This is a genomic window from Rhizobium sp. CB3060 (assembly GCF_025200735.1).
Taxonomy (GTDB): domain Bacteria; phylum Pseudomonadota; class Alphaproteobacteria; order Rhizobiales; family Rhizobiaceae; genus Rhizobium.
Window position 1 is genome coordinate 3,695,001 of sequence record NZ_CP104158.1, and the last position, 19,664, is coordinate 3,714,664.

Below are 19,664 nucleotides of genomic sequence, written 5' to 3' on the forward strand. Positions count from 1 at the left end.
TGCGTTTCGGAATGCTGTTGCCCATGGTGACAGGTGAGCCGACGATGTTCGTCGTCCGCCGCGTCGCCTTCTCCACCTCATATTCGAGGCCAACGGAGGCACGCCATTGGTCGAGAACACGTAGGTTTCCGATCGAATCGGCCCAGTTGATGCCCGGGTAGGCGAATTCCGTTTGACCGGCGCGAATGGCGTCGCCAGCGGCGTCGACTTCGAAGGAATAGAGCCAACGATCTTCCTTGACCTCGACGATCTGTGTTTCCGCGCCCTTGATGAGCTCGATCTTGCCGATGCCACCCTTATGCCCGGAGGCGAACCAGAAATCCTTGACTTCCAGGCGACCGTCCGAGCCGATGATACGCAGCGTATTGTCCTGATTTGCCATGATCGAGCAGGAGACTTCGGCGATGATGTTGTTCGGGAATTTCAGCACCGCCGAGGCCCATTCGTCGACGCCGGTCTGGCCAAGATGAGCAACGCCTGAGACCTTTTCCGGGTCGAGGAACGGCTTGCCGTCAACGGCACCGGCAACCAGCCGCGCCATCGATACCGGATAGCCGCCGACATCCAGAATGCCTCCGCCGGCGGTGTCGTTGGCAAAAAGCCGGTGTTCGGGCTTGACCGTGCCCATGTTGAAGCCGAACGACGAGCGGATGATGCGGACCTCGCCGATCACGCCGCTTTTCACCAGTTCGATCAGCTTCGCCGTTTGCGGATGCACGCGGTACATGAAGGCTTCGCCGGCGAAGACGCCAGCCTTCTTGGCTTCGTAATAGATCGCCTCGGCATCATAAGCAGACAGCGCGATCGGCTTTTCGACGAGGACATGCTTGCCGGCGCGGATCGCCTTGATGGCCCATTCGGCGTGGCCGGTATGGGGGGTGGCGATATAGATGGCGTCGATTTCCTGGTCCGCCAGCAGCGCCTCATAGCCGGTGACGATGCGCGCACCGGGAAAATTGTCGCCGAGACCCGGCTTGTTGGGATTGCGGCTGGCGATGGCCACCAGTTTGCCGCTACGGGAGTGAGCGACGCCTTCGGCAAAAGTCTGTGCGATCCTGCCGGGGCCGATGATGCCCCAGCGGATGGATGTCTCAGTAGTCATGAATTGGTCCTTTCCTAAATCTGCAGGCTGTCTTGGGAGTGGTAGGAAAAGGGCGCCTATCGCAATCGATTGCCGGCGCCGTCGAACAGGAATGTCTTGGCTGCGGAGAGCGCGACGGTCAGCGTGTCGCGGTTGTTGGCGTTGCGGGATTCTTCCCGCTCAATGACGATCTGCTCGCCGCCGGCAATGTTGGCGTAGATGTAGCTGGTATTGCCGAGATGTTCGGCAACGTCGACATCGACGATCACATCGATATCGCCGCGGCCGGCCTCGAGAAAATGTTCAGGCCGCACACCGAGCGTCACCGCCTGGCCGGTTTCAACCTGAGCTGTCGTAATCGGCAGCGTCAGACGGACTTCGCGCTGATTCTGCAGGGCCACGGTCACGCGGCCATCCTGCTTGTCAACGATCTCGGCTGGCAGGAAGTTCATCTTCGGCGATCCGACGAAGCCGGCGACGAACTGGTTGGCGGGATCGTCGTAGAGGTCGAGCGGCGCGCCGACCTGCTCGATATTGCCGCCGCGCAGCACGACGATCTTGTCGGCCAGCGTCATCGCTTCCGTCTGGTCGTGCGTCACATAGATCATCGTCGTGCCGAGCTTCTTGTGGAGGCGCGAGATTTCGACGCGCATCTGTACGCGGAGCTCCGCGTCAAGATTGGAGAGCGGCTCGTCGAACAGGAAGATTTGCGGTTCGCGCACGATGGCGCGACCGATGGCGACGCGCTGGCGCTGGCCGCCGGAGAGCTGCTTCGGCCGGCGGTGCATCAACTCGGTGATCTTCAGGATCTCGGCTGCTTGTTTGACGCGGCGTTCGGTATCGGCCTTGGGATTGCCGTTCATGCGCAGCCCGAAGCTGAGATTCTGTTCGACGGTGAGGTGCGGATAAAGCGCGTAGGACTGGAACACCATGGCGATGCCGCGATCGGCCGGCTCCATGTCATTGACGACGCGGCCGCCGATCTTCAGTTCGCCGCCGGTGATGTCTTCCAGACCGGCGATCATGCGCAGCAGCGTGGACTTGCCGCAGCCGGATGGGCCGACGAAGACGACGAATTCGCCGTCCTTCACGTCGAGATTGGCGCCGTGGATGATTTCAAGAGTACCGTAGCGTTTGACGATATTGGTAAGGGACAGTTCGGCCATACGGATCTCCCGGAATTATTTGATTGCGCCGGCGGCGATGCCGGCGATGAAGTGGCGTTGCAGGAGAACGAAGACGATGAGGATCGGCGCCGTCAGCATCACGGCACCCGCCATGATGCCGCCCCAGGATACCCTGGTGAGGCCGATCAGCGTCCCGAGCGCCACCGGTGCCGTCATCATTCCCGGCCGGGAATTGATGAGCAGCGGCCAGAGATAGTTGTTCCACGAGGCCAGGAACAGGATGATGGCGAGCGCCGCCATGGTCGGCCTTGCGAGCGGCAGGGCGATGCGCAGAAAGATCTGCCATTCCTTGACGCCCTCGACGCGGGCGGCGTCAAAGAGTTCGCCCGGCATCATCGAGAAGGCCTGGCGCATGAACAGCACCCCGAGCGAATTGAAGAGCGGCGGTACGATCAGCGCGACCCATGAATTGGCCAGCCCGAAATCGCGCGCCACCATGATGAATTGCGGGATGACGACGACGGAGTAGGGCAGCGTGATCGTGCCGAGGATGATGCCTATGACGCCAGAGCGGCCGGCGAACTGGTAGCGGGCCAGCGCCCATCCGGCCATCGAGGTCAGCAGCACCGACAGGAAGGTATAGGTGACGGCAACGACGATGGAGATCGTCATCGCGCCCACGAAGTTGGTGTCGGCCTGCAGGTTCCGGACGTTGTCCATGAAACCCGTCGACGGTGTCAGGATGATGCCGGGGCTGAAGATGCCGTAATCGGGCATGGTCGAGAAGACGAACATCATCCAGAGCGGAAACAGCCAGATGATGGCGAGCGGCACCAGCAAGCCATGCAGCGCGATCGACCTAATCAGATTGGATTTGGACTTCGATTTCATTTCGGTTCGCGCCCCACCCAGAGATTGAGAAGAGAAATGACCACGGCAAGCGCTGCCATCGTGTAGGCGATCGCGGAGGCATAGCCGAAGTTGGTCGACTGGAAGGCCTGGCGATAGAGCAGGAGGCCGAGCGTCTCCGTCCCGCCGCCGGGACCACCCCTGTTGGTGATCAGATATGGTTCGGTGAAGAGCTGCATGGTGCCGATGACGGAGAGGACCACGCAGAACAGAATGATCGGTTTCAGCAGGGGCAGGGTGATATGGATGAACTGCTGGAAGCGGTTGACGCGGTCGAGGGTCGCAGCCTCGTAAACATCCTCAGGGATCGATTGTAGCCCGGACAGGATGATGATGGCGTTGTAACCCGCCCAGCGCCAGGTGACGGCGATGATGATGAGCACCATTGCGGCATGCGATTCGGCAAACCACGACACCGGTGCGAAGCCGACCGTGCCGAGTAGCTTGTTGACGATGCCGAAATCGACGTTGAACATAAGGCGGAAGACAGCGGCATAGGCCACCTCTCCAACAACGACGGGTGCGAAGAAAGCAAAGCGAAAAATGCCACGCGCCTTCAACAGCGGTGAATTCAGCAGCACCGCCATGACAGTGGCGAGCGTGATCATGACAGGTACCTGGACGATCAGGATGATCAGCGTGTTTTCAAGCGCGTTGTAGAAGGCCGGGTCGCCGAACAGTCGCCCCCAGTTGAACGACAGATTGTAGGCCCACGGATTAACTCGGGTGTTCTGGAACGAGATCAGGAACGAATCGATGATCGGCCAGACCCAGAAAGCGGCGAACACCAGAAGATAGGGTGCAAGGAACGCATAGGCGCTCCGGTTTCGCAACCGCATGGAAGCCTTCTCCTTTATGCGCAGTGAAATGATGCGTGACGTCGCATCCCCGCCGCCCTGAGGGCGGCGGGGATGCCGAGCGCGGCTTGGGATGCGCGCCCGGCAGTGTCACTCACTTCGCAAGCGGCAGACCTGTCGCCGAGGCGATCTGCTGGGCCGCATCGTCAAGCGCGGCCTTGCCGTTTGGATAGCCACCAGCGAGGTATTTCGTCTGGACGGCCTTTATGACCTCATCCGCGTCGCTGAAATACTGGGTGCCGGGGCTCGGGCGAATCTTCGGCAGGGTGGCGAGGATATCGGCCCAGACCTTCTGCCCACCCCAATAGGGCTGCGGCTGGTTGACGAAGGGATCCTGAACCGCCGTCAGAAGCGACGGTACGAGCCCGAAGGACTTCAGCATGGTAACCTGGCCCTCATTGGTGCCAAGCGTGTATTCGAGGAATTTCCAGGCGGCTTCCTTGTTCTTGGAACCGCTGGCAATTGCGAGCGACGAGCCACCGAGATTGGCCGCATGCTGGCCGTCGGCCGTCATGCTCGGCATCGGGTAGACGCCCCATTTGCCGGCGAGATCCGGCGAGGTGGAGCGGACGGTGCCTTCATACCAGCCGCCATAGAGCTGCGACGCCACTTTGCCGGCAGTGTTCGCCTGAATTTTCTCGTTCCAGTTCGCGGCGCTCATCAAGCCCGCGTCCTTGATCTCCTTCACCTTGTCCAGGGCTTTCACACAGGCCGGCTGGTTGACGGTGATGCTCTGGCTGTCATACGAGAAATAGCCGCAGCCCTGTTCGTTGGCGAGCATGCGGAACCATTCGGTATCGCCGTTGAGATCGGCCTGCGTCATGATGACGCCCGGATTGGCGGCGGAGATCTTCTTGCCGGCGGCAATGAAATCGTCCCAGGTCTTGATCGTTGCCGGATCGACGCCAGCCTTTTCATAGAAATCGCGGCGGTAGAACATGGTGACCGGGCCGGAATCCCACGGCATGGCGTAGGCGGCATCGCCGACTTCCAGTTCCGCACGCTTGAAGTCCGGAAACTGCTTCTTGAGCGCGTCCGTGTAGCCGAGCTTCGTCAGATCGGTCAGGCAGTCCGGAAAGCGGTTCCAGAAGATCGAAGCCTTGTGATTTTCGATCGACATGACGTCCGGCAGACCGTCGCCGCCGGCGGCACAAGCGGCCAGCATCTTGTCGAAGACCTGCGGGTTGCCGATGTCCTGAACTTCGACCTTGATGTCGGGATATTTCTTATTGAACCCCTCGACCGTGGATTTCAGCGCCGACGCGGCGATGTTCCAGCTCCAGACAGTAATGGTGGTTTGTGCTGCATAGGCAGAACCGGAAGCGAGCAAGGCAGCAAGTGCCGTCGCTCCCGCGAGTTTAAAACGCATTGAAAATCCTCCCTTTTCAATTGCCGTCCTCTAGCGAACACGCTTAAACTAGCTCCCGGTACGCTTCTGTCTCCTAAAAAAGGAACATGGACTTGGCGGAAAGTAAGGTGGGTCATCGAGCGGTTTATCAGCCGGGTGCAAGCAGCATCGAGGGGCTGCCGACGACTCTGCAAATGTTTCATACCCATCCGCCCCTGATGGCGATGCCGCATTGGCATGCGCAGGTCGAGGTGAATTACCTTATACGCGGCACGGTTCACTACCGTATGAACGACCATGAAATTCAGCTCCGCGCTGGCGATATCTGTCTGTTCTGGGGCGGGCAGCCGCATCAGATGGATGATTCCTCGGAAGATTCGATCTATGCCGGCGCGCATTTGCCGCTGGTGCATTTCTTCCGCATGCGCCTGCCGCTCGATATTTCCGGCCGGTTGATGCGAGGAGAGACGCTGGTCACCTCCGCGACGGATGCCGCCGATAACGAGAATTTTGCCCGCTGGTATCGCTATGTCCGCTCCGGCGATCCGGCCAAGGCCGAGCACGCGGTCGCCGAACTTCTGCTGCGCCTGGAGCGCATCGCCTTCGAACCCTATCGCATGCTGCCGGAAAAGCGCGAGCATCAGTCGAACGAACAGGTCCACCCGCAATCGTCGCGCAGCCTGGCACGGATGTGCGATTTCATTGCCGGCAATTTCCTGCACGATATCGATACTGTGGATATCGCCAAGGCGGCGGATCTGCATCCGAAATATGCGATGAACCTTTTCAAGAAATGCACCGGCATGACGCTCAGCAAATATGTCAACCTGCTGCGCCTGTCGCGCGCCCAGGCGATGCTGATGCGCGACGGCGCCAATGTGCTGCAGGTGGCGATGGACAGCGGCTTCGGCTCGATCAGCGCCTTCAACAAATCCTTCCGCCACATTGCCGGCATGTCCCCTTCGGATTTCCGTAGGGACATGCGCATGGTTACGGCAATGAGCGTCGAAGGCGCCCAGCCTGCTCTGCGCCGGTCCGCCTCGCAATTCTAGCCACCGGCCTCTTGCCGTCGCTGCCGATAGGGCGCACTCCTTGCGGCATAGTCTTTGGAGGAAGATTTTCATGCGGCAGTTTTCGGCATGTATCGAATGGTTGTTTGCCCGCGAGGGCGATGATTTTGCCGATCGTATCCGGCTGGCGCATCGGGCGGGATTGAGTGCGGTCGAGTTCTGGCGCTGGACGGACAAGGACCTCGACGCGATCGCATCCGTGGTCGCCGAGACTGGAATTGCCGTGTCGGGCATGGTCGCCGAGCCGATGATCGCGCTGACGAATCCGGCGAACAAGGAGGCCTGGCTGGAGGGATTGGAGATGTCTGTCAGCGTCGCGCAGGGCCTGGGTGTCCCGGTTTTGATCGCGCAGGCGGGGGATGATTTGCCGGAATTTACACGCGCCGAACAACGGGATGCCTTGATCTCCGCCTTGAGCGCCGGCGCCGATATCCTGAGCGGCTCTGGCGTACGCCTCGGCCTCGAACCGCTGAACACCAGGATCGATCATGTCGGCTACTATTTGTCCTCTACCACAGAGGGCCTGGATATTATCGACGAGGTGGGACGGCCGGAAATCGGTATCGTCTACGATATCTACCATTCGGCTGTCATGGGCGAGCGAACGGAAGAGGTCGTCGGCGAGCGGGCCGATCGCATCGTGCATGTCCATGTCGCCGATCATCCGGGCCGCAACGATCCCGGCACCGGCGGGATCGATCTGCTCAATCGCCTGAATTGGCTGTTTGCCCACGGCTATAGCGGCAGGATCGGTCTCGAATACAGGCCGAGGACGGAGGATGCCGCGGCGGTTCGTGCGGTGGTGAGGTCGCTGTCGGCTTGACGCTCAGACGGGCTCCAATACGCCGAAGACGGCGACCAGCGCGATGACGGCGATACCAAGGATGATCTCGGCAATGCTGCTGCGACGGATGGCGTTCAAAGACCGAACCCGATCGCGTCGTATCCTGGGCACGAGAATGTAGCGATTGACGATCGCCAGCAGGCTCATGCACGCGACAAGCGCGATCTTGACGGCAAGCAGCGTCTGATAGGGAGATGACCAGTCGGTCGGCAGGCGCTGGAGGACCAGCATCGTATTGACGAAGCCGGAGGCGATGACCAGCGCCACGGCGCCGTGCCCGGCGGTGGAGAAGCGCCGAAGCGCCGACAGCGCCTCCGCCCGCCATTCGGGCGTGTTCAAAAGCCGGAGGATCGGAACCATCGGCACCAAGGCGCCGAGCCAGCCGCCGCCGGCAAGCACATGAAGCATGTCATTGGCGCGATGGGCCAGCTTCAGCCAGCCTTCATGCATCGAGGCGTGACCGGTGAGCATGAGGGCGGCAAGGCCGAGGCCAGAACCCAGCGCTACGCCCGGACGACGCCATTGCCCTGGCGGCAGAAAGGCAAGAACGAGGATGAGTGCAGCGGCGGCTTGGGCCAGCCAGGCTTGTCCGACTGTCGTATCGAGCAGGACGTCGCGGATCGTGCCGGTATTGAGGGCATCGCTCCAGCCATTGCCGATGGTGGCGCTTGCAAGCGGCAGCCGGGCGAGGGCCGTGAGCCCGGCGATCAGCGCCGCAACGAACGGCGCGACGCCGAACATGCGCCAGACCTTCTCCGCCAGCGCTTTCGGCACCAGAAGGCAGAGAAAGACCGAGGCGCCCCACAGAAGCATCAGGGATACGTCGTGGAAGAAGCGGCACGCCTCGAGCGCTGTGTTGGGATCGATCAAGGTTTTACGGCGCTCGGCGTTTCGGAAACGGGACTATCAATACGCTCTGGGGTCACCGAGCGCGATAGAGTTGTGGACATGCTATGTCAATTTTCACCATGCGGAATGGCTATGTTCGGGACGCTTTGCCGCAAGGTAATTCTTTATTGATGGCTTCCGTCGACATAGACATCGGCCCGGAGCGTTTATTCCCGTACTCGGCAAAGAATTGTCGCTTTTCGATTATTTTTGCTTAGGAGGGTTAGAGCGCTCGGGATGGCGACATTTCGATGAGGGAGTTCCATGGCGGCAAATATCATACGCGAGAAAGTGACTCGCGGCTTCAGCCCGCGCCGGCGTCGGGAAAGCCTCGATAGGCTTGACAGGCCGACCTATGTGATCGGCGACGTCCATGGCTGCTACCACCTCCTGAGCGCGCTCGAACGCAAGATTTTCGCCGATGCCGCCATGCTGCCCGGCCCCAAACTGATCATCATGCTCGGTGATTTCATCGATCGTGGCCCGGCCTCGGCACAGGTTGTCAGCCGGCTGATGGCGCCGTTGCCGAATGGTTTCGACCGGATCTGCCTTACCGGCAATCATGAATTGGCCATGCTTGCCTATGCCGACGGTGAAATATCCCTGGACGACTGGGTGGGGCTCGGCGGCGAGGCAACGCTGAATTCCTACGGTTTGGATATCCAGGCTTTACGGAGGCAATATCCCCAGCAGAAAAAACTCGACACCTTCATCCGAACCTGGCTGCCGGATGATCATCTCAACTTTCTCCGCGGGCTGCCGATCCTGCTGGATACGCCGCAGGTGCTGTTCGTTCATGCCGGTATCGATCCGGAACGGCCGATTTCGGCGCAGGAGGATGATGATCTCGTTTTCATCCGCTCGCGCTTTTACGACAGCGCGCAGCCGCTGCCGAAACTGATCATTCATGGCCATACGCCGGTGAGACAAGCCGAAGCGCATGGGCTTCGGCTCAATATCGACACCGGCGCCTTTCGTTCCGGAAAGCTGACGGCGGCTCGTTTGTGGCAAGGCCGCATCCACATCACGTCGACTTGATGCTTTCTTTCAGAAGCCACCACGCCGCCGACATTTTAAGCCCGCGCAGTATCGTTATCTCCTTGCCTGTTCTATAGAACAGGACGAAAAAAGAATTGAGACGATAAGAGCCAGGAGAGCTTCATGGCCGCCACCATCCGTTATCACGAAGGCGATATTTCCGCGGCCGATGCCGCCCGCTACACCGGCGCCATAGCGATCGATACCGAAACGCTCGGCCTTATTCCGCGCCGCGACCGGCTCTGCGTGGTGCAGCTTTCGCCGGGTGACGGCACCGCTGATGTGATCCGCATCGCCTCCGGCCAGAAAGAGGCGCCGAACCTCGTCGCCATGCTGGCCGATCCCGCGCGCGAGAAGATCTTTCACTACGGCCGCTTCGATATCGCCGTGCTGTTCCACACGTTCGGTGTCACCACCACGCCGGTTTTCTGCACCAAGATCGCCTCGCGCCTCTGCCGCACCTATACGGACCGCCATGGCCTCAAGGACAATCTCAAGGAGATGCTGGAGGTCGATATTTCCAAGGCGCAGCAGTCTTCCGACTGGGCGGCTGAGACGCTCTCGCCGGCGCAGCTCGAATATGCCGCCTCTGATGTGCTTTACCTGCATGCGCTGCGCGACAAGTTGAAGGAACGCCTTGTGCGCGACGGTCGCATCGAGCATGCCAATGCCTGCTTCACCTTCCTGCCGACCCGGGCGAAGCTGGACCTCCTCGGCTGGGAAGAGACCGATATCTTCGCGCATAGCTGACCGGCTGCGCTAAAAGTGATGAAACGGGAAAGCCGGTGCCGCTGACGTTGCATCGGCTTTTATCGTTATGGTTAGCAATCTGTTAAGAGACGTCCTGCTATTCTATCCCTGATTTCAGGCATTCGACCGACGTTTTCCCGCGTCAATCAGCCGGTCAACCGGCCTTCGAATCGCTAGCGGCCGCATGAGCGGACCCTGATTGAACCTGCCTTCTGCTTCCGTCGTCGTCTTGCCAGACAAAGGAGCATCACATGTTGTCCCCCGTGAGTGCCGTGTCTGCTTTGGGTACAGCCCTTGAAAAACCAGTGGTTGCCACCCCGGAAACGTCCGGCGTCCAGACCGCCGCGACGCCGCTTGCCGTACTGTCGAGCACGGTGAACGCCAGCGTCGAGGGCAAGCTGAACATGCTGCTGGTGGCGGCGCGCGAGCGGATGTTCGACAGCCTGCTCTCCGCCATCGATGCTGCCAGCGTTGCGCTGAATGCTTCGCGCGAGCCGGATGAGAACAATGCAGCTTTGGCGCAGCGGCTGGCGGATACGATCCGCAGCCTGCCGCCCCAACAGCTTGCCGTTGCCCAGCAACTCCTGGACACGCAGACGGAAATGCCGATCTCCCTGCCTGTCCTTGCCGAGGCCTTGACCAATCCGGATGGACCGGAAGCGGTGCAAATCGCCATCAGCCTGGAAGCGGCGCTGACACAGGAGCCCGACGCGGTCCTCAAGGCCGTCGTCAATTCCTATGGTCAGAACGCGGGTGAAACGGAGACCGCCAAGCCGCAGACCCCGGTCCCGGCACAGACGGTGCTGAAGACTACAGACGCCGCTCCTATGGCGACATCGGCAGCCTCGCCGGCTTCGTCGGACAAGGCCGCAGCGCCTGCATCCGCGGCCGCGACGGCTGCAACTGCCGCGCAGGTTCCGGAGGAAACGCCGGCTGCGGCTGTGCGGAACCAGGCAGTTCTCTTTGCTGCGGCGATTTTGGGCCCGGAAATATCGCCTGACCTCGAAACTGTCTCGTCTCAGCAGGCCGTTCCGAACCAGCAATCCGCCCCGATTCCGCCAGCCGCAAGTGCGCTCGTCGTTGATACTGGCCTCGGCGAGATCGTTCATCCGCAAAATGCCATCCCCACCGAGGCCAACTTATCGTCCGCCGCAGTGGCATTGCTGGCCGCATCGGCCGAGGAACATCTCCCAACGGAAATCGCCCTGATCAGATCGCCGATCACGCCGCCGCCTGTGCCGCGGGATATCCAGCAGATCAGGGCCGACATCAAGGAAGGGCTGCAGGTGGTCATAGGCCGCGCCATCGACGTCGCTGGCCCGGAACTGCTGCAGATCATCCAGGATGATTCGACCTCGGCAGAAAGTGTCATCGCCCAAGCGCTTGCCGCCAATGCCGACGATCAGAAGGACGTGCCGTCGCTGCCGCAGACGGCCGGCAATGAGGGCACCCGGAATCTTGCCGCCGCCATGGCAAGCCAGAACGCGACCTCTCTCGATGAGATGCCGAATGCGCCAGCCGCACTTCTCGGTAAATCCTTGAGCGGCCCGCTGGTGGCGCCCGCCCCGGTCATGTCCGATGCTGCGGCGCAGATGGGAACACCGGCCCCGCTGCCGCAAGGCATTCCCTTTGCCATCGCACAATATTTGCCGGTGGATCTCCCCATTGACGACGAGGATCTGGAGAAGGTCAATCGTGTCGATCCCGCCGATGACGAGGAGGCCGAACAGGGGCAGGGCGGAGAAGCGCCACAGGACGAAGGTGAAGACGAATCCCAGCCCGAGGAAATGCATCATGCGCCTGCGGAAGCATCCGACGATGCCGAAGCAGCGTCCTCACAAGATAGCGTCGTTGCGCCCAAACCGCTCGCACTGCCCGCACCCGGGCTGAGGGATTCCCTGCATGATCATGCCTTCGATTTCTATCAACGCATGGTGGAATGGGAATAAGCGGACGGCATCAGAGCGCCGCTCCAATTCTTGAATCGTGAGCAAATAAAAAACCCGCCGGATCGCTCCGGCGGGTTTCTATCTCTGAGGCTTCGACCGAAGATTATTCGGCGTTGCGGTTCTTCAGAGCCGCACCCAGGATGTCACCGAGCGAAGCACCCGAGTCGGACGAACCGAACTGAGCGACTGCTTCCTTCTCTTCTGCGATTTCCAGAGCCTTGATGGACAGCATGATCTTGCGGTCCTTCTTGGAGAAGTTGGTGACGCGGGCGTCGACGGTCTGACCGACCGAGAAACGCTCCGGACGCTGCTCGTCGCGGTCACGCGACAGGTCGGCGCGGCGGATGAACGAGGTGATGTCGTCGTGGTTGACGAGCTTCACTTCGATGCCGCCATCGTTGATCGCGATGACTTCAGCCGAAACGACTGCATTCTTGCGCAGTTCGCCGGAAGCGGCGGCTTCGCCAACGCTGTCCTTGCCGAGCTGCTTGATGCCGAGCGAGATGCGTTCCTTGTCGACATCGACGTCGAGAACGACGGCCTTGACGACATCACCCTTGTTGTACTCCTCGATGACCTGCTCGCCCGGACGGTTCCAGTCGAGGTCGGAGAGGTGCACCATGCCGTCCACATCGCCGTCGAGGCCGATGAACAGGCCGAATTCGGTCTTGTTCTTGACTTCGCCTTCGACTTCGGTGCCAGCCGGATGGTTGCGGGCGAATGCTGCCCACGGATTTTCCAGCGTCTGCTTCAGGCCGAGCGAGATACGACGCTTGGTCGGATCGACTTCGAGAACGACGACTTCGACTTCCTGGCTCGTGGACAGGATCTTGCCGGGGTGAACGTTCTTCTTGGTCCAGGACATTTCCGAGATGTGGATCAGGCCTTCGATGCCCGGCTCCAGCTCGACGAACGCACCGTAGTCGGTGATGTTCGTAACGGTACCGGAGATCTTCTTGCCTTCCGGATACTTGGCCTGGATGCCATCCCACGGATCGCTCTCGAGCTGCTTCATGCCGAGCGAGATGCGGTGGGTTTCCTGGTTGATGCGGATGATCTGTACCTTGACCTGCTGGCCGATGGACAGGATTTCCGACGGATGGTTCACACGGCGCCATGCCATGTCGGTGACGTGCAGCAGGCCGTCGATGCCGCCGAGGTCAACGAACGCACCGTAATCGGTGATGTTCTTGACGACGCCGTCAACAACCTGGCCTTCTTCGAGGTTCTGAACGATTTCAGAACGCTGCTCGGCACGGGACTCTTCCAGAACCGTACGACGCGAAACGACGATGTTGCCGCGGCGCTTGTCCATCTTGAGGATTTCGAAGGGCTGCGGGTTGTGCATCAGGGGCGTAACGTCGCGGATCGGACGGATGTCGACCTGCGAACGCGGCAGGAAGGCGATAGCGCCGTCGAGGTCGACGGTGAAGCCGCCCTTGACCTGGTTGAAGATGACGCCTTCGACGCGCTCGCCAGCTTCGAACTTGGCTTCGAGCTTGATCCAGCTTTCTTCGCGGCGAGCCTTTTCGCGCGACAGAACAGCTTCGCCAAGCGCGTTTTCGATGCGCTCGACATAGACTTCGACTTCATCGCCAACCTTGAGCGTGCCGTCCTTGGCGCGTGCACCGAATTCCTTCAGCGCGATGCGGCCTTCGACCTTGAGGCCGACGTCGACAACGGCGACATCCTTTTCGATGCCGGTGATGATACCCTTGGTGACATAGCCTTCAGCCAGATCGTTCTTGGCAAAGGACTCTTCGAGAAGGGCTGCGAAATCTTCGCGAGAGGGGGAAGTTACAGACATAAAATCTCCTGGCGTGTCCTTATTGTGCATTCGGGACACTGATGCGCCGGTGGTTCGTGTTGAACAGGCCTGGATCCGTCCGCCTTCCCTTGGGGAAGGCTATCCGGCGCTTGGACGGAATGTCAGGCTTTCTAAAATAAGCGATTTCGTGCGCAAAGCACGCGAAAGCCGCTCGCATTTTTAGGCATTTCGGCTCAGACCGGCGTCGATGATCGATTTTGCCGCCTGAAACGCCGCTTCTATACTCATTTCCGAGGTATCAAGCAAGTGCGCGTCTTCCGCCGGCCGCAAAGGGCTGTCGGCGCGGCCCATGTCCCGCTCGTCGCGCCGTTTCACGTCCTCGAAAATCGCCGCATAATCGGCGCTGCCGCCGGCATTGACGATTTCGTCGTAACGTCGTTTCGCCCTGACTTCGGCCGAGGCCGTGACATAGATTTTCACCGGCGCATCGGGGCAGACGACGGTGCCGATGTCGCGTCCATCCAGAACCGTGCCCGGCTCCCTCCGTGAAAAAGCCCGCTGCGCCTCGACCAGCGCCCGGCGCACCGCCGGCATGACGGCAATCTTCGATGCCGCCTCGCCGATCTCATGCTTCGACAGGACCGCCCGGTCGAGCCCGGCAAGATCGATCTCGCGCGCCATCGTCTCTGCCACCGCCTCGTCGTCGAGCGGCAATCCGGCATCCAGCAGCGCTTTGGCGGTCGCCCGATAGGTCAGGCCGGTATCGAGATGGTGAAAACCAAATTCCTCGGCGATCCGGCGCGACAAGGTTCCCTTGCCTGCCGCAGCGGGTCCGTCGATGGCGATGATCATTCTTTTTATATCCCTGCCTTCGGTCCTGATATTATTTGTCGTATCGCCGCACCAGATCGGCCATTTCGGCGGCGTCGGTACGGTCGATTGCGTCGAGGCCTTGGGCGACGCCCTGGCGGTCGGCGGCCGGACGGTTCTGGCTGACCTTCCACTTGCCGTCAATTGTCTCGATGTCGATCTCGACACCGATAATGCCTTTCAACTGGGCACTGATGAACTCTGCCGGCGCATCGTCGACCGCCCAGGGCTCTGCACGGCCGCTCTCATTCTCGCCGGTCAGCATGCCGATCTGCTCGCGCAGCCAGGCGGGATCTTCGATGACGCGCGCATTGCCGCGAACCTGCACGACCGCATAGTTCCAGGTCGGCACAACCTTGCCCGTCTCCTGCTTGGTCGCATACCAGGACGGCGTGATGTAGCTTTCGGCACCCTGGAAGACGACGAGGACCGGCGCTCCCGCCTGGATTTCCCGCCATTGGCCGTTCGCTCTGGCGAGATGCGCCTGCAGCGTGCCCTTGGACGAAAGGCCGGTCCTGAGATGGAATGGCAAAGGATTGGCGATCAGCCCACCATTGCCGGCGGTGATCAGCAATCCCAGCGGATGCGCGCGGATTAGCGCGTGCTGCGTGCCGAGATCGTCTTCGCGGTGATGGGGCGGCTGATACATGGTCTGGAGCCATCTGATATTGTCGGGCGCATCATGCCGGCGGCCCCGAATGGCCATCGGCTGCTTCCGATTTGGGGTTGCGTTGCGCCTGCGGGCGCTTTCACCCGCAGGCCAGCACGATTTTATCAGCCCTCGACCTCGATCGTCGCACCCAATCTTGTCATGAGGTCAAAAAACTCCGGGAAGCTGGTGGCGATCATGGTGGAATCATCGACCTTGACCGGATGGTCCGAGGCAAGCCCCATCACGAGAAAGCTCATAGCAATGCGATGGTCGAGATGGGTCCTGACCTCGCCGCCGTCCGCACGGCCGAGACCTTTTCCATCCGGCCTTCCCCGAACCGTCAGCGAATCCGCGCCTTCGGTGCAATCGACGCCGTTCAGCATCAGCCCTTCAGCGACGGCCGAAAGCCGGTCGGATTCCTTGACTCGCAACTCTTCCAGCCCGAGCATGACCGTCGTCCCCTCGGCAAAAGCGGCAGCGACAGCGAGCACTGGATATTCGTCGATCATCCGAGGCGCCCGCTCGGCCGGGACGGTGACGCCCTTGAGCGGGGAGGAGCGCACACGCAGATCGGCGACATCCTCGCCGCCGGCAAGGCGCCTGTCGAGAATTTCGATGTCGGCGCCCATCTCCTGCAGCGTCAGAATCAGCCCGGTGCGGGTCGGGTTCATCAGTACGTTGCGGATGGTGATATCAGAGCCGGGAACGATCAGCGCCGCGACCAGCGGAAAGGCCGTCGAGGAGGGGTCGCCGGGAACGTCGATGATCTGGCCGGAAAGCTTGCCCTGGCCCTGAAGGCGGATGGTGCGCACGCCGTCCCGATCGGTCTCGACCGAAAGCTCGGCGCCGAAGCCGACCAGCATCTTTTCGGTATGGTCGCGGGTCATGACCGGCTCGATGACGGTGGTGATGCCAGGCGCATTGAGGCCGGCGAGCAGTACGGCGGATTTGACCTGCGCCGAGGCCATCGGCACGCGATAGGTGATCGGACTGGCCGTTTCCGGCCCGTGCAGCGTCACCGGCAGCCGGTCGCCTTCGCTGGACTGGACCTGCACGCCCATCCGCCGCAGCGGATCGAGGATGCGCCCCATCGGCCGCTTGGAAAGCGAGGCGTCGCCGATGAAGGTGGTCTCGAAGTCATAGACGCCGACAAGGCCCATGGTCAGGCGGCTGCCGGTGCCGGCATTGCCGAAATCGAGCGGCGCTTGCGGGGCGAGCAGTGCGCCGTTGCCGACGCCCTTGATGATCCATTCGGCCCCGACCTTTTCGATCGCAGCGCCCATGGCCTGCATGGCCTTGCCCGTATTGAGCACATCCTCGCCTTCGAGCAGGCCGGTGATGCGGGTTTCGCCGGCGGCGAGGCCACCGAACATGAGGGCGCGATGCGAAATGGATTTATCACCGGGAACGCGGATGGTACCGGAAAGATTGGTCGAGCGGCGCGCTGTCGCGGGCCGCGGATGAATGTCGTGCGGCATGGGCATTCCTTTGCGATGCCGTTATTTACGCCGCATTATCGCTGGCTTAGCTCCTGTTGCGCCAACTGACCTGCGGTTCACGCCGGCTCGTTACCATAGACCCGTTGCCCGGTCATCCCGGAATGCCGGGAAAACCCGTCTCGGCGTATATAAAGTTTAGCTTTGACAGAGAGAGCCGCAACGATTAAGGGGACCGGCTGATAATTTCCCTTAAAACGCCGGCTTCCCCGGCATTGCCGAATCTTTATTCGGCCATTCATGAGGCTTTGACAGTGGCGAAAGCGGAACTTGGAACAAAACGTACCGATCCAGATACCGGCAAGAAGTTCTATGACTTGAACCGGGACCCGGTCGTCTCGCCCTATACCGGCAAGTCCTGGCCCTTGTCCTTCTTCGAGGAAACCTCCGCTTCGAAGGAAGTTCCGGAAGAAGACGAAGTGGCCGAAGTGGATACCGAAAACACGGAAGTCGAACTGGTGTCGCTCGAAGACGCCGACGAAGCGGCAACCGGCGACGATATTCCGGATATCGGCGATGACGATGTCGAAATCGGCGACGATGACGACGATACCTTCCTCGAAGCCGACGAAGATGAAGATGATGACGATATGAGCGACATCATCGGCGTTACCGGCGACGACGACGACGTTTGATCTTTGAACAATCGGCCCGGTGAACAAGAAAAGTTTTCCGGGCCGAAAATTTCGGCTTGCTATCTGCAAAAACCAGAAGTAATAAGCCGCCACCCCGACGGGCGAAGCGCTCGGAAGGGACCCAGGGCCGGTCAAACGGCACCACCTTGATGGGGCTATAGCTCAGCTGGGAGAGCGCTTGCATGGCATGCAAGAGGTCAGCGGTTCGATCCCGCTTAGCTCCACCAAATTCTCTTCAGCTAAAAATTCTGTAACATAATCAAATGGATGTGCCGGGTGGCTGTCAACCTGAGTACCCAGAGAAGTACCCATGGCAAGTACCCAACGACCTTGGGGATTAAGCCTCGCGAAACTTGCCGCGTGTAACTTTGTGATTCGCGATGGCTCGGATTTCGTTTAGGCTGCCGTCCGCCAACCGGAGATGAAGAGCGCAATGCTATGAGCGCCGGATATGACCCCAGAGCTATTGCCAACCTCATGCTGGATGAGGCGGGCAGGATTGACTTAGGGCTCGGACACATCCAACTGCAAAAGCTCCTGTATTTCTCTCACGGTATCCATCTTATACAAACCAAATCGCCACTGGTCTCGGGATACTTTGAGGCGTGGCAGTACGGTCCCGTTCATCCCACGGTCTACCGGGCGTTTAAGCAGGCAGGCCGTGAAGCCATTCATTTCCGCGCAACCGGCCAAGACCCACTGACCGGGGAGCGGCGCAGCATCGAAGACGTTGCGGATAGCCAGATCGTGGGTCTCATCAGGCGTGTTCTAACTTCCTATGGCTCGATGTCTGCTCGCCATCTCGTCAACCTCTCTCACGCCAAGGACTCTCCATGGTGGTACGTCGTGGAGCAGGGGCGGGTGGGAGTTGCGTTCGGAATGAGAATCTCGGATAGTGTGATTGCAGACCGATTCCGCTACCACAAGGTTTCAGTCGGTCCAGAGCCACTATCTGGAGAACCCCTTGACGATACCCCTTTTGCCTGACACCGATCTGGCGCGGATTGCTCCGCTATCTGATGACATGCAGCGGGCGCAGTTGTGGAAGATGAAGACGGGGTTTTCCACCTTCTCCTACAAGCATGTTCGTGCGTGCTTTGGGGACATCTTCAATGTTCAGCCCGCAATGTTTGGCGATACACCTCCCACACCCTTCGAGAAAATTCGTGAGCGGCTGACTCGGTCGTGCAAGACGGGCGATGAGTTCAATAGCAATGAGCAAATTGCGAAAGCGCTCCACGAGTTTGCTGCACAACACAACATCGCTGGCCGACATCACGACTTCTTCCCGATGGCGATGGGCATTGGCCGCAAGGTAAACTTCTGGCTTCCCTCTGTGTTCGCTATTGACGGTATGCCCTACTCCTTGTTCATCGATCCGAGGCGAACCAAAGGGCTCACCAAGGTGGGACGGCGCTTCGCCTTCTCCGTGATGCATGAACGCATTCGTGTTGCCGATGAAGACTTTGCTGGGGTCAACCTCGGGATCGTCCGCTTTAGTGTCAACGATAACGGCGGGCGAACGGCACGACTCTTTAGTGACACGGGTGTGACGCTCTATTCGCTTGATGAGCTGGAGAGCATGGTGGCGAACACCTATCGCATCTGGACTGAAGTCTACGAGGAGCGAGCCGCAGAGACACGGCGCAAAGGTACGGGCACCGGCGGCTTCTTCGGGTGATTTCCTAGGTTCCAATGTGTAGCTTGCTGGGGGTGTCTCATGCCTGAGGTGGACTTCAGTCCAAGCAATTCGGGACCAAGGATGGGAGAAGTCTTACTTGATGTCAGGCGGTGCCCCCATTGTTCCGTTTCATCGCCCAGGCTTGCAAAGGCATGGAGTAGTGATGGTCCTACAAGAAGACTTGACGGAGGGCAGCAAGAGTGTTGGGGCGCGTTCGTGTGCTCGACGTGCGGGGCAGTAACACTTGCTTGGGCGCTTGCACCCAGACAGTCGGGTCGGTACGGCGTCACAATCATTCCAGCCGAGAAAGTTGCACACGAGGATATCCCTCCCGTAGCACGTACATATCTCCAGCAGGCGTACGAAACGTTGCATGCACCAGATGCCTCAACAGTAATGGCTGCTAGCGCCGTCGATGCGATGCTTAAAGCCAAAGGCTACACCACGGGATCGCTCTATGCTCGAATCGATGCCGCGCTTGCAGATAATGTTCTCACGCAAGGGATGGCCACATGGGCGCACTCAGTCAGGCTTGAGGCTAACAGTGTGCGGCACGCAGACGAAAGCAACCCCCACGCCACGCAGGACGAGGCAAAACAAACAGTCGAATTCGCGGAGGCGCTCGGGAGCTTTCTTTTCGTACTGACAGCGAAGATTGACCGAGGAATTGAAGCTGCCCAGGCAACCAGCTCTCAATGAAA

At 60.2% G+C, this 19,664-nt stretch carries 19 protein-coding genes and 1 tRNA gene (1 of these 20 only partly in view); 10 read left to right on the top strand and 10 right to left on the bottom strand.

The genetic code is table 11. The annotated features are described in order from the left end of the window. The 5 genes from N2601_RS17730 to N2601_RS17750 form a co-directional block, all read right to left on the bottom strand. Nucleotides 1-1,102, bottom strand: the 5' portion of a protein-coding gene (locus N2601_RS17730) for an aldo/keto reductase (protein WP_104821490.1). It extends 902 nt beyond the left edge of the window; the window shows 1,102 of its 2,004 coding nt (coding positions 1-1,102); the start codon lies at nt 1,100-1,102; its stop codon lies off the left edge, out of view. Between the two features lie 56 nt (nt 1,103-1,158). Continuing rightward, complete coding sequence (locus tag N2601_RS17735) at nt 1,159-2,247, bottom strand: ABC transporter ATP-binding protein (RefSeq protein WP_104821491.1); 1,089 nt, start codon at nt 2,245-2,247, stop codon at nt 1,159-1,161. 15 nt (nt 2,248-2,262) lie between these two features. Beyond that, nucleotides 2,263-3,099, bottom strand: coding sequence for a carbohydrate ABC transporter permease (locus N2601_RS17740; protein WP_104821492.1), 837 nt, complete (start codon nt 3,097-3,099; stop codon nt 2,263-2,265). Next, the gene (locus N2601_RS17745) at nt 3,096-3,956 is read right to left on the bottom strand and encodes a carbohydrate ABC transporter permease (protein WP_104821493.1); all 861 of its coding nucleotides are present in this window, start codon (nt 3,954-3,956) and stop codon (nt 3,096-3,098) included. Before N2601_RS17745 ends, N2601_RS17740 begins: the two co-directional genes overlap by 4 nt. 112 nt (nt 3,957-4,068) lie before the next feature. Next, nucleotides 4,069-5,343: an ABC transporter substrate-binding protein gene (locus tag N2601_RS17750; RefSeq protein ID WP_104821494.1), complete on the bottom strand. Its 1,275-nt coding sequence runs from the start codon at nt 5,341-5,343 to the stop codon at nt 4,069-4,071. Between the two features lie 86 nt (nt 5,344-5,429). On the opposite strand from N2601_RS17750, the gene N2601_RS17755 reads away from it, so the two are divergent. Together N2601_RS17755 and N2601_RS17760 are read left to right on the top strand one after the other, a co-directional pair. Next, a complete protein-coding gene (locus N2601_RS17755; RefSeq protein ID WP_104821495.1) occupies nt 5,430-6,374 on the top strand; it encodes a helix-turn-helix domain-containing protein in 945 nt (314 codons plus the stop codon). A gap of 70 nt (nt 6,375-6,444) precedes the next feature. Then, nucleotides 6,445-7,215, top strand: a complete 771-nt coding sequence (locus N2601_RS17760; protein WP_104821496.1) for a TIM barrel protein — start codon at nt 6,445-6,447, stop codon at nt 7,213-7,215. A gap of 3 nt (nt 7,216-7,218) precedes the next feature. On the opposite strand, the gene copD is transcribed toward N2601_RS17760, so the two are convergent. Then, nucleotides 7,219-8,106: a copper homeostasis membrane protein CopD gene (gene copD / locus N2601_RS17765; protein ID WP_104821497.1), complete on the bottom strand. Its 888-nt coding sequence runs from the start codon at nt 8,104-8,106 to the stop codon at nt 7,219-7,221. A gap of 282 nt (nt 8,107-8,388) precedes the next feature. Between copD and N2601_RS17770 the strand changes: the two genes are divergently transcribed. From N2601_RS17770 to N2601_RS17780, 3 genes are all read left to right on the top strand, one after another. After that, nucleotides 8,389-9,162, top strand: coding sequence for a metallophosphoesterase family protein (locus N2601_RS17770; RefSeq protein ID WP_104821498.1), 774 nt, complete (start codon nt 8,389-8,391; stop codon nt 9,160-9,162). A 123-nt stretch (nt 9,163-9,285) separates the two neighbouring features. Then, the gene (locus tag N2601_RS17775; RefSeq protein WP_104821499.1) at nt 9,286-9,912 is read left to right on the top strand and encodes a ribonuclease D; all 627 of its coding nucleotides are present in this window, start codon (nt 9,286-9,288) and stop codon (nt 9,910-9,912) included. A gap of 251 nt (nt 9,913-10,163) precedes the next feature. Beyond that, the gene (locus N2601_RS17780) at nt 10,164-11,861 is read left to right on the top strand and encodes a hypothetical protein (protein WP_104821500.1); all 1,698 of its coding nucleotides are present in this window, start codon (nt 10,164-10,166) and stop codon (nt 11,859-11,861) included. Between the two features lie 103 nt (nt 11,862-11,964). On the opposite strand, the gene rpsA is transcribed toward N2601_RS17780, so the two are convergent. The 4 genes from rpsA to aroA form a co-directional block, all read right to left on the bottom strand. Further along, complete coding sequence (gene rpsA / locus N2601_RS17785; RefSeq protein WP_104821501.1) at nt 11,965-13,668, bottom strand: 30S ribosomal protein S1; 1,704 nt, start codon at nt 13,666-13,668, stop codon at nt 11,965-11,967. Nucleotides 13,669-13,848: 180 nt separating this feature from the next. Further along, nucleotides 13,849-14,481 (bottom strand): (d)CMP kinase, encoded by a 633-nt coding sequence (gene cmk, locus N2601_RS17790; protein ID WP_104821502.1) that lies wholly within the window; start codon nt 14,479-14,481, stop codon nt 13,849-13,851. 31 nt (nt 14,482-14,512) lie between these two features. Then, complete coding sequence (locus N2601_RS17795; protein ID WP_104824931.1) at nt 14,513-15,148, bottom strand: FMN-binding negative transcriptional regulator; 636 nt, start codon at nt 15,146-15,148, stop codon at nt 14,513-14,515. A 125-nt stretch (nt 15,149-15,273) separates the two neighbouring features. Beyond that, entirely contained in the window at nt 15,274-16,629 is a 1,356-nt protein-coding gene (gene aroA / locus N2601_RS17800; protein WP_104821503.1) for a 3-phosphoshikimate 1-carboxyvinyltransferase, read from the bottom strand. Nucleotides 16,630-16,901: 272 nt separating this feature from the next. Between aroA and N2601_RS17805 the strand changes: the two genes are divergently transcribed. The 5 genes from N2601_RS17805 (at nt 16,902) to N2601_RS17825 (ending at nt 19,662) form a co-directional block, all read left to right on the top strand. Beyond that, nucleotides 16,902-17,282, top strand: coding sequence for a TIGR02300 family protein (locus N2601_RS17805; protein ID WP_104824932.1), 381 nt, complete (start codon nt 16,902-16,904; stop codon nt 17,280-17,282). 151 nt (nt 17,283-17,433) lie between these two features. Beyond that, nucleotides 17,434-17,509, top strand: a tRNA-Ala gene (locus N2601_RS17810). A gap of 211 nt (nt 17,510-17,720) precedes the next feature. Beyond that, nucleotides 17,721-18,269: a type VI toxin-antitoxin system SocA family antitoxin gene (socA, locus tag N2601_RS17815; RefSeq protein ID WP_260303249.1), complete on the top strand. Its 549-nt coding sequence runs from the start codon at nt 17,721-17,723 to the stop codon at nt 18,267-18,269. Then, nucleotides 18,247-18,963 carry a type VI toxin-antitoxin system SocB family DNA replication inhibitor toxin gene (gene socB, locus N2601_RS17820; protein ID WP_260303250.1) on the top strand — a complete coding sequence of 239 codons (717 nt, stop codon included), beginning with the start codon at nt 18,247-18,249 and terminating at the stop codon, nt 18,961-18,963. The genes socA and socB overlap by 23 nt, the downstream gene beginning before the upstream one ends. Before the next feature lie 396 nt (nt 18,964-19,359). Next, a complete protein-coding gene (locus N2601_RS17825) occupies nt 19,360-19,662 on the top strand; it encodes a DUF4145 domain-containing protein (RefSeq protein ID WP_260303251.1) in 303 nt (100 codons plus the stop codon). Nucleotides 19,663-19,664 lie beyond the last annotated feature (2 nt).

Excerpts from the sequence above, each read along its gene's own strand:
- N2601_RS17735 (WP_104821491.1), bottom strand. The coding sequence starts at position 2,247 with ATGGCCGAACTGTCCCTTACCAATATCGTCAAACGCTACGGTACTCTT.
- N2601_RS17740 (WP_104821492.1), bottom strand. The coding sequence starts at position 3,099 with ATGAAATCGAAGTCCAAATCCAATCTGATTAGGTCGATCGCGCTGCAT.
- N2601_RS17745 (WP_104821493.1), bottom strand. The coding sequence starts at position 3,956 with ATGCGGTTGCGAAACCGGAGCGCCTATGCGTTCCTTGCACCCTATCTT.
- N2601_RS17750 (WP_104821494.1), bottom strand. The coding sequence starts at position 5,343 with ATGCGTTTTAAACTCGCGGGAGCGACGGCACTTGCTGCCTTGCTCGCT.
- N2601_RS17755 (WP_104821495.1), top strand. The coding sequence starts at position 5,430 with ATGGACTTGGCGGAAAGTAAGGTGGGTCATCGAGCGGTTTATCAGCCG.
- N2601_RS17760 (WP_104821496.1), top strand. The coding sequence starts at position 6,445 with ATGCGGCAGTTTTCGGCATGTATCGAATGGTTGTTTGCCCGCGAGGGC.
- N2601_RS17770 (WP_104821498.1), top strand. The coding sequence starts at position 8,389 with ATGGCGGCAAATATCATACGCGAGAAAGTGACTCGCGGCTTCAGCCCG.
- N2601_RS17775 (WP_104821499.1), top strand. The coding sequence starts at position 9,286 with ATGGCCGCCACCATCCGTTATCACGAAGGCGATATTTCCGCGGCCGAT.
- N2601_RS17780 (WP_104821500.1), top strand. The coding sequence starts at position 10,164 with ATGTTGTCCCCCGTGAGTGCCGTGTCTGCTTTGGGTACAGCCCTTGAA.
- rpsA (WP_104821501.1), bottom strand. The coding sequence starts at position 13,668 with ATGTCTGTAACTTCCCCCTCTCGCGAAGATTTCGCAGCCCTTCTCGAA.
- cmk (WP_104821502.1), bottom strand. The coding sequence starts at position 14,481 with ATGATCATCGCCATCGACGGACCCGCTGCGGCAGGCAAGGGAACCTTG.
- N2601_RS17795 (WP_104824931.1), bottom strand. The coding sequence starts at position 15,148 with ATGTATCAGCCGCCCCATCACCGCGAAGACGATCTCGGCACGCAGCAC.
- aroA (WP_104821503.1), bottom strand. The coding sequence starts at position 16,629 with ATGCCGCACGACATTCATCCGCGGCCCGCGACAGCGCGCCGCTCGACC.
- socA (WP_260303249.1), top strand. The coding sequence starts at position 17,721 with ATGAGCGCCGGATATGACCCCAGAGCTATTGCCAACCTCATGCTGGAT.
- N2601_RS17825 (WP_260303251.1), top strand. The coding sequence starts at position 19,360 with ATGGCTGCTAGCGCCGTCGATGCGATGCTTAAAGCCAAAGGCTACACC.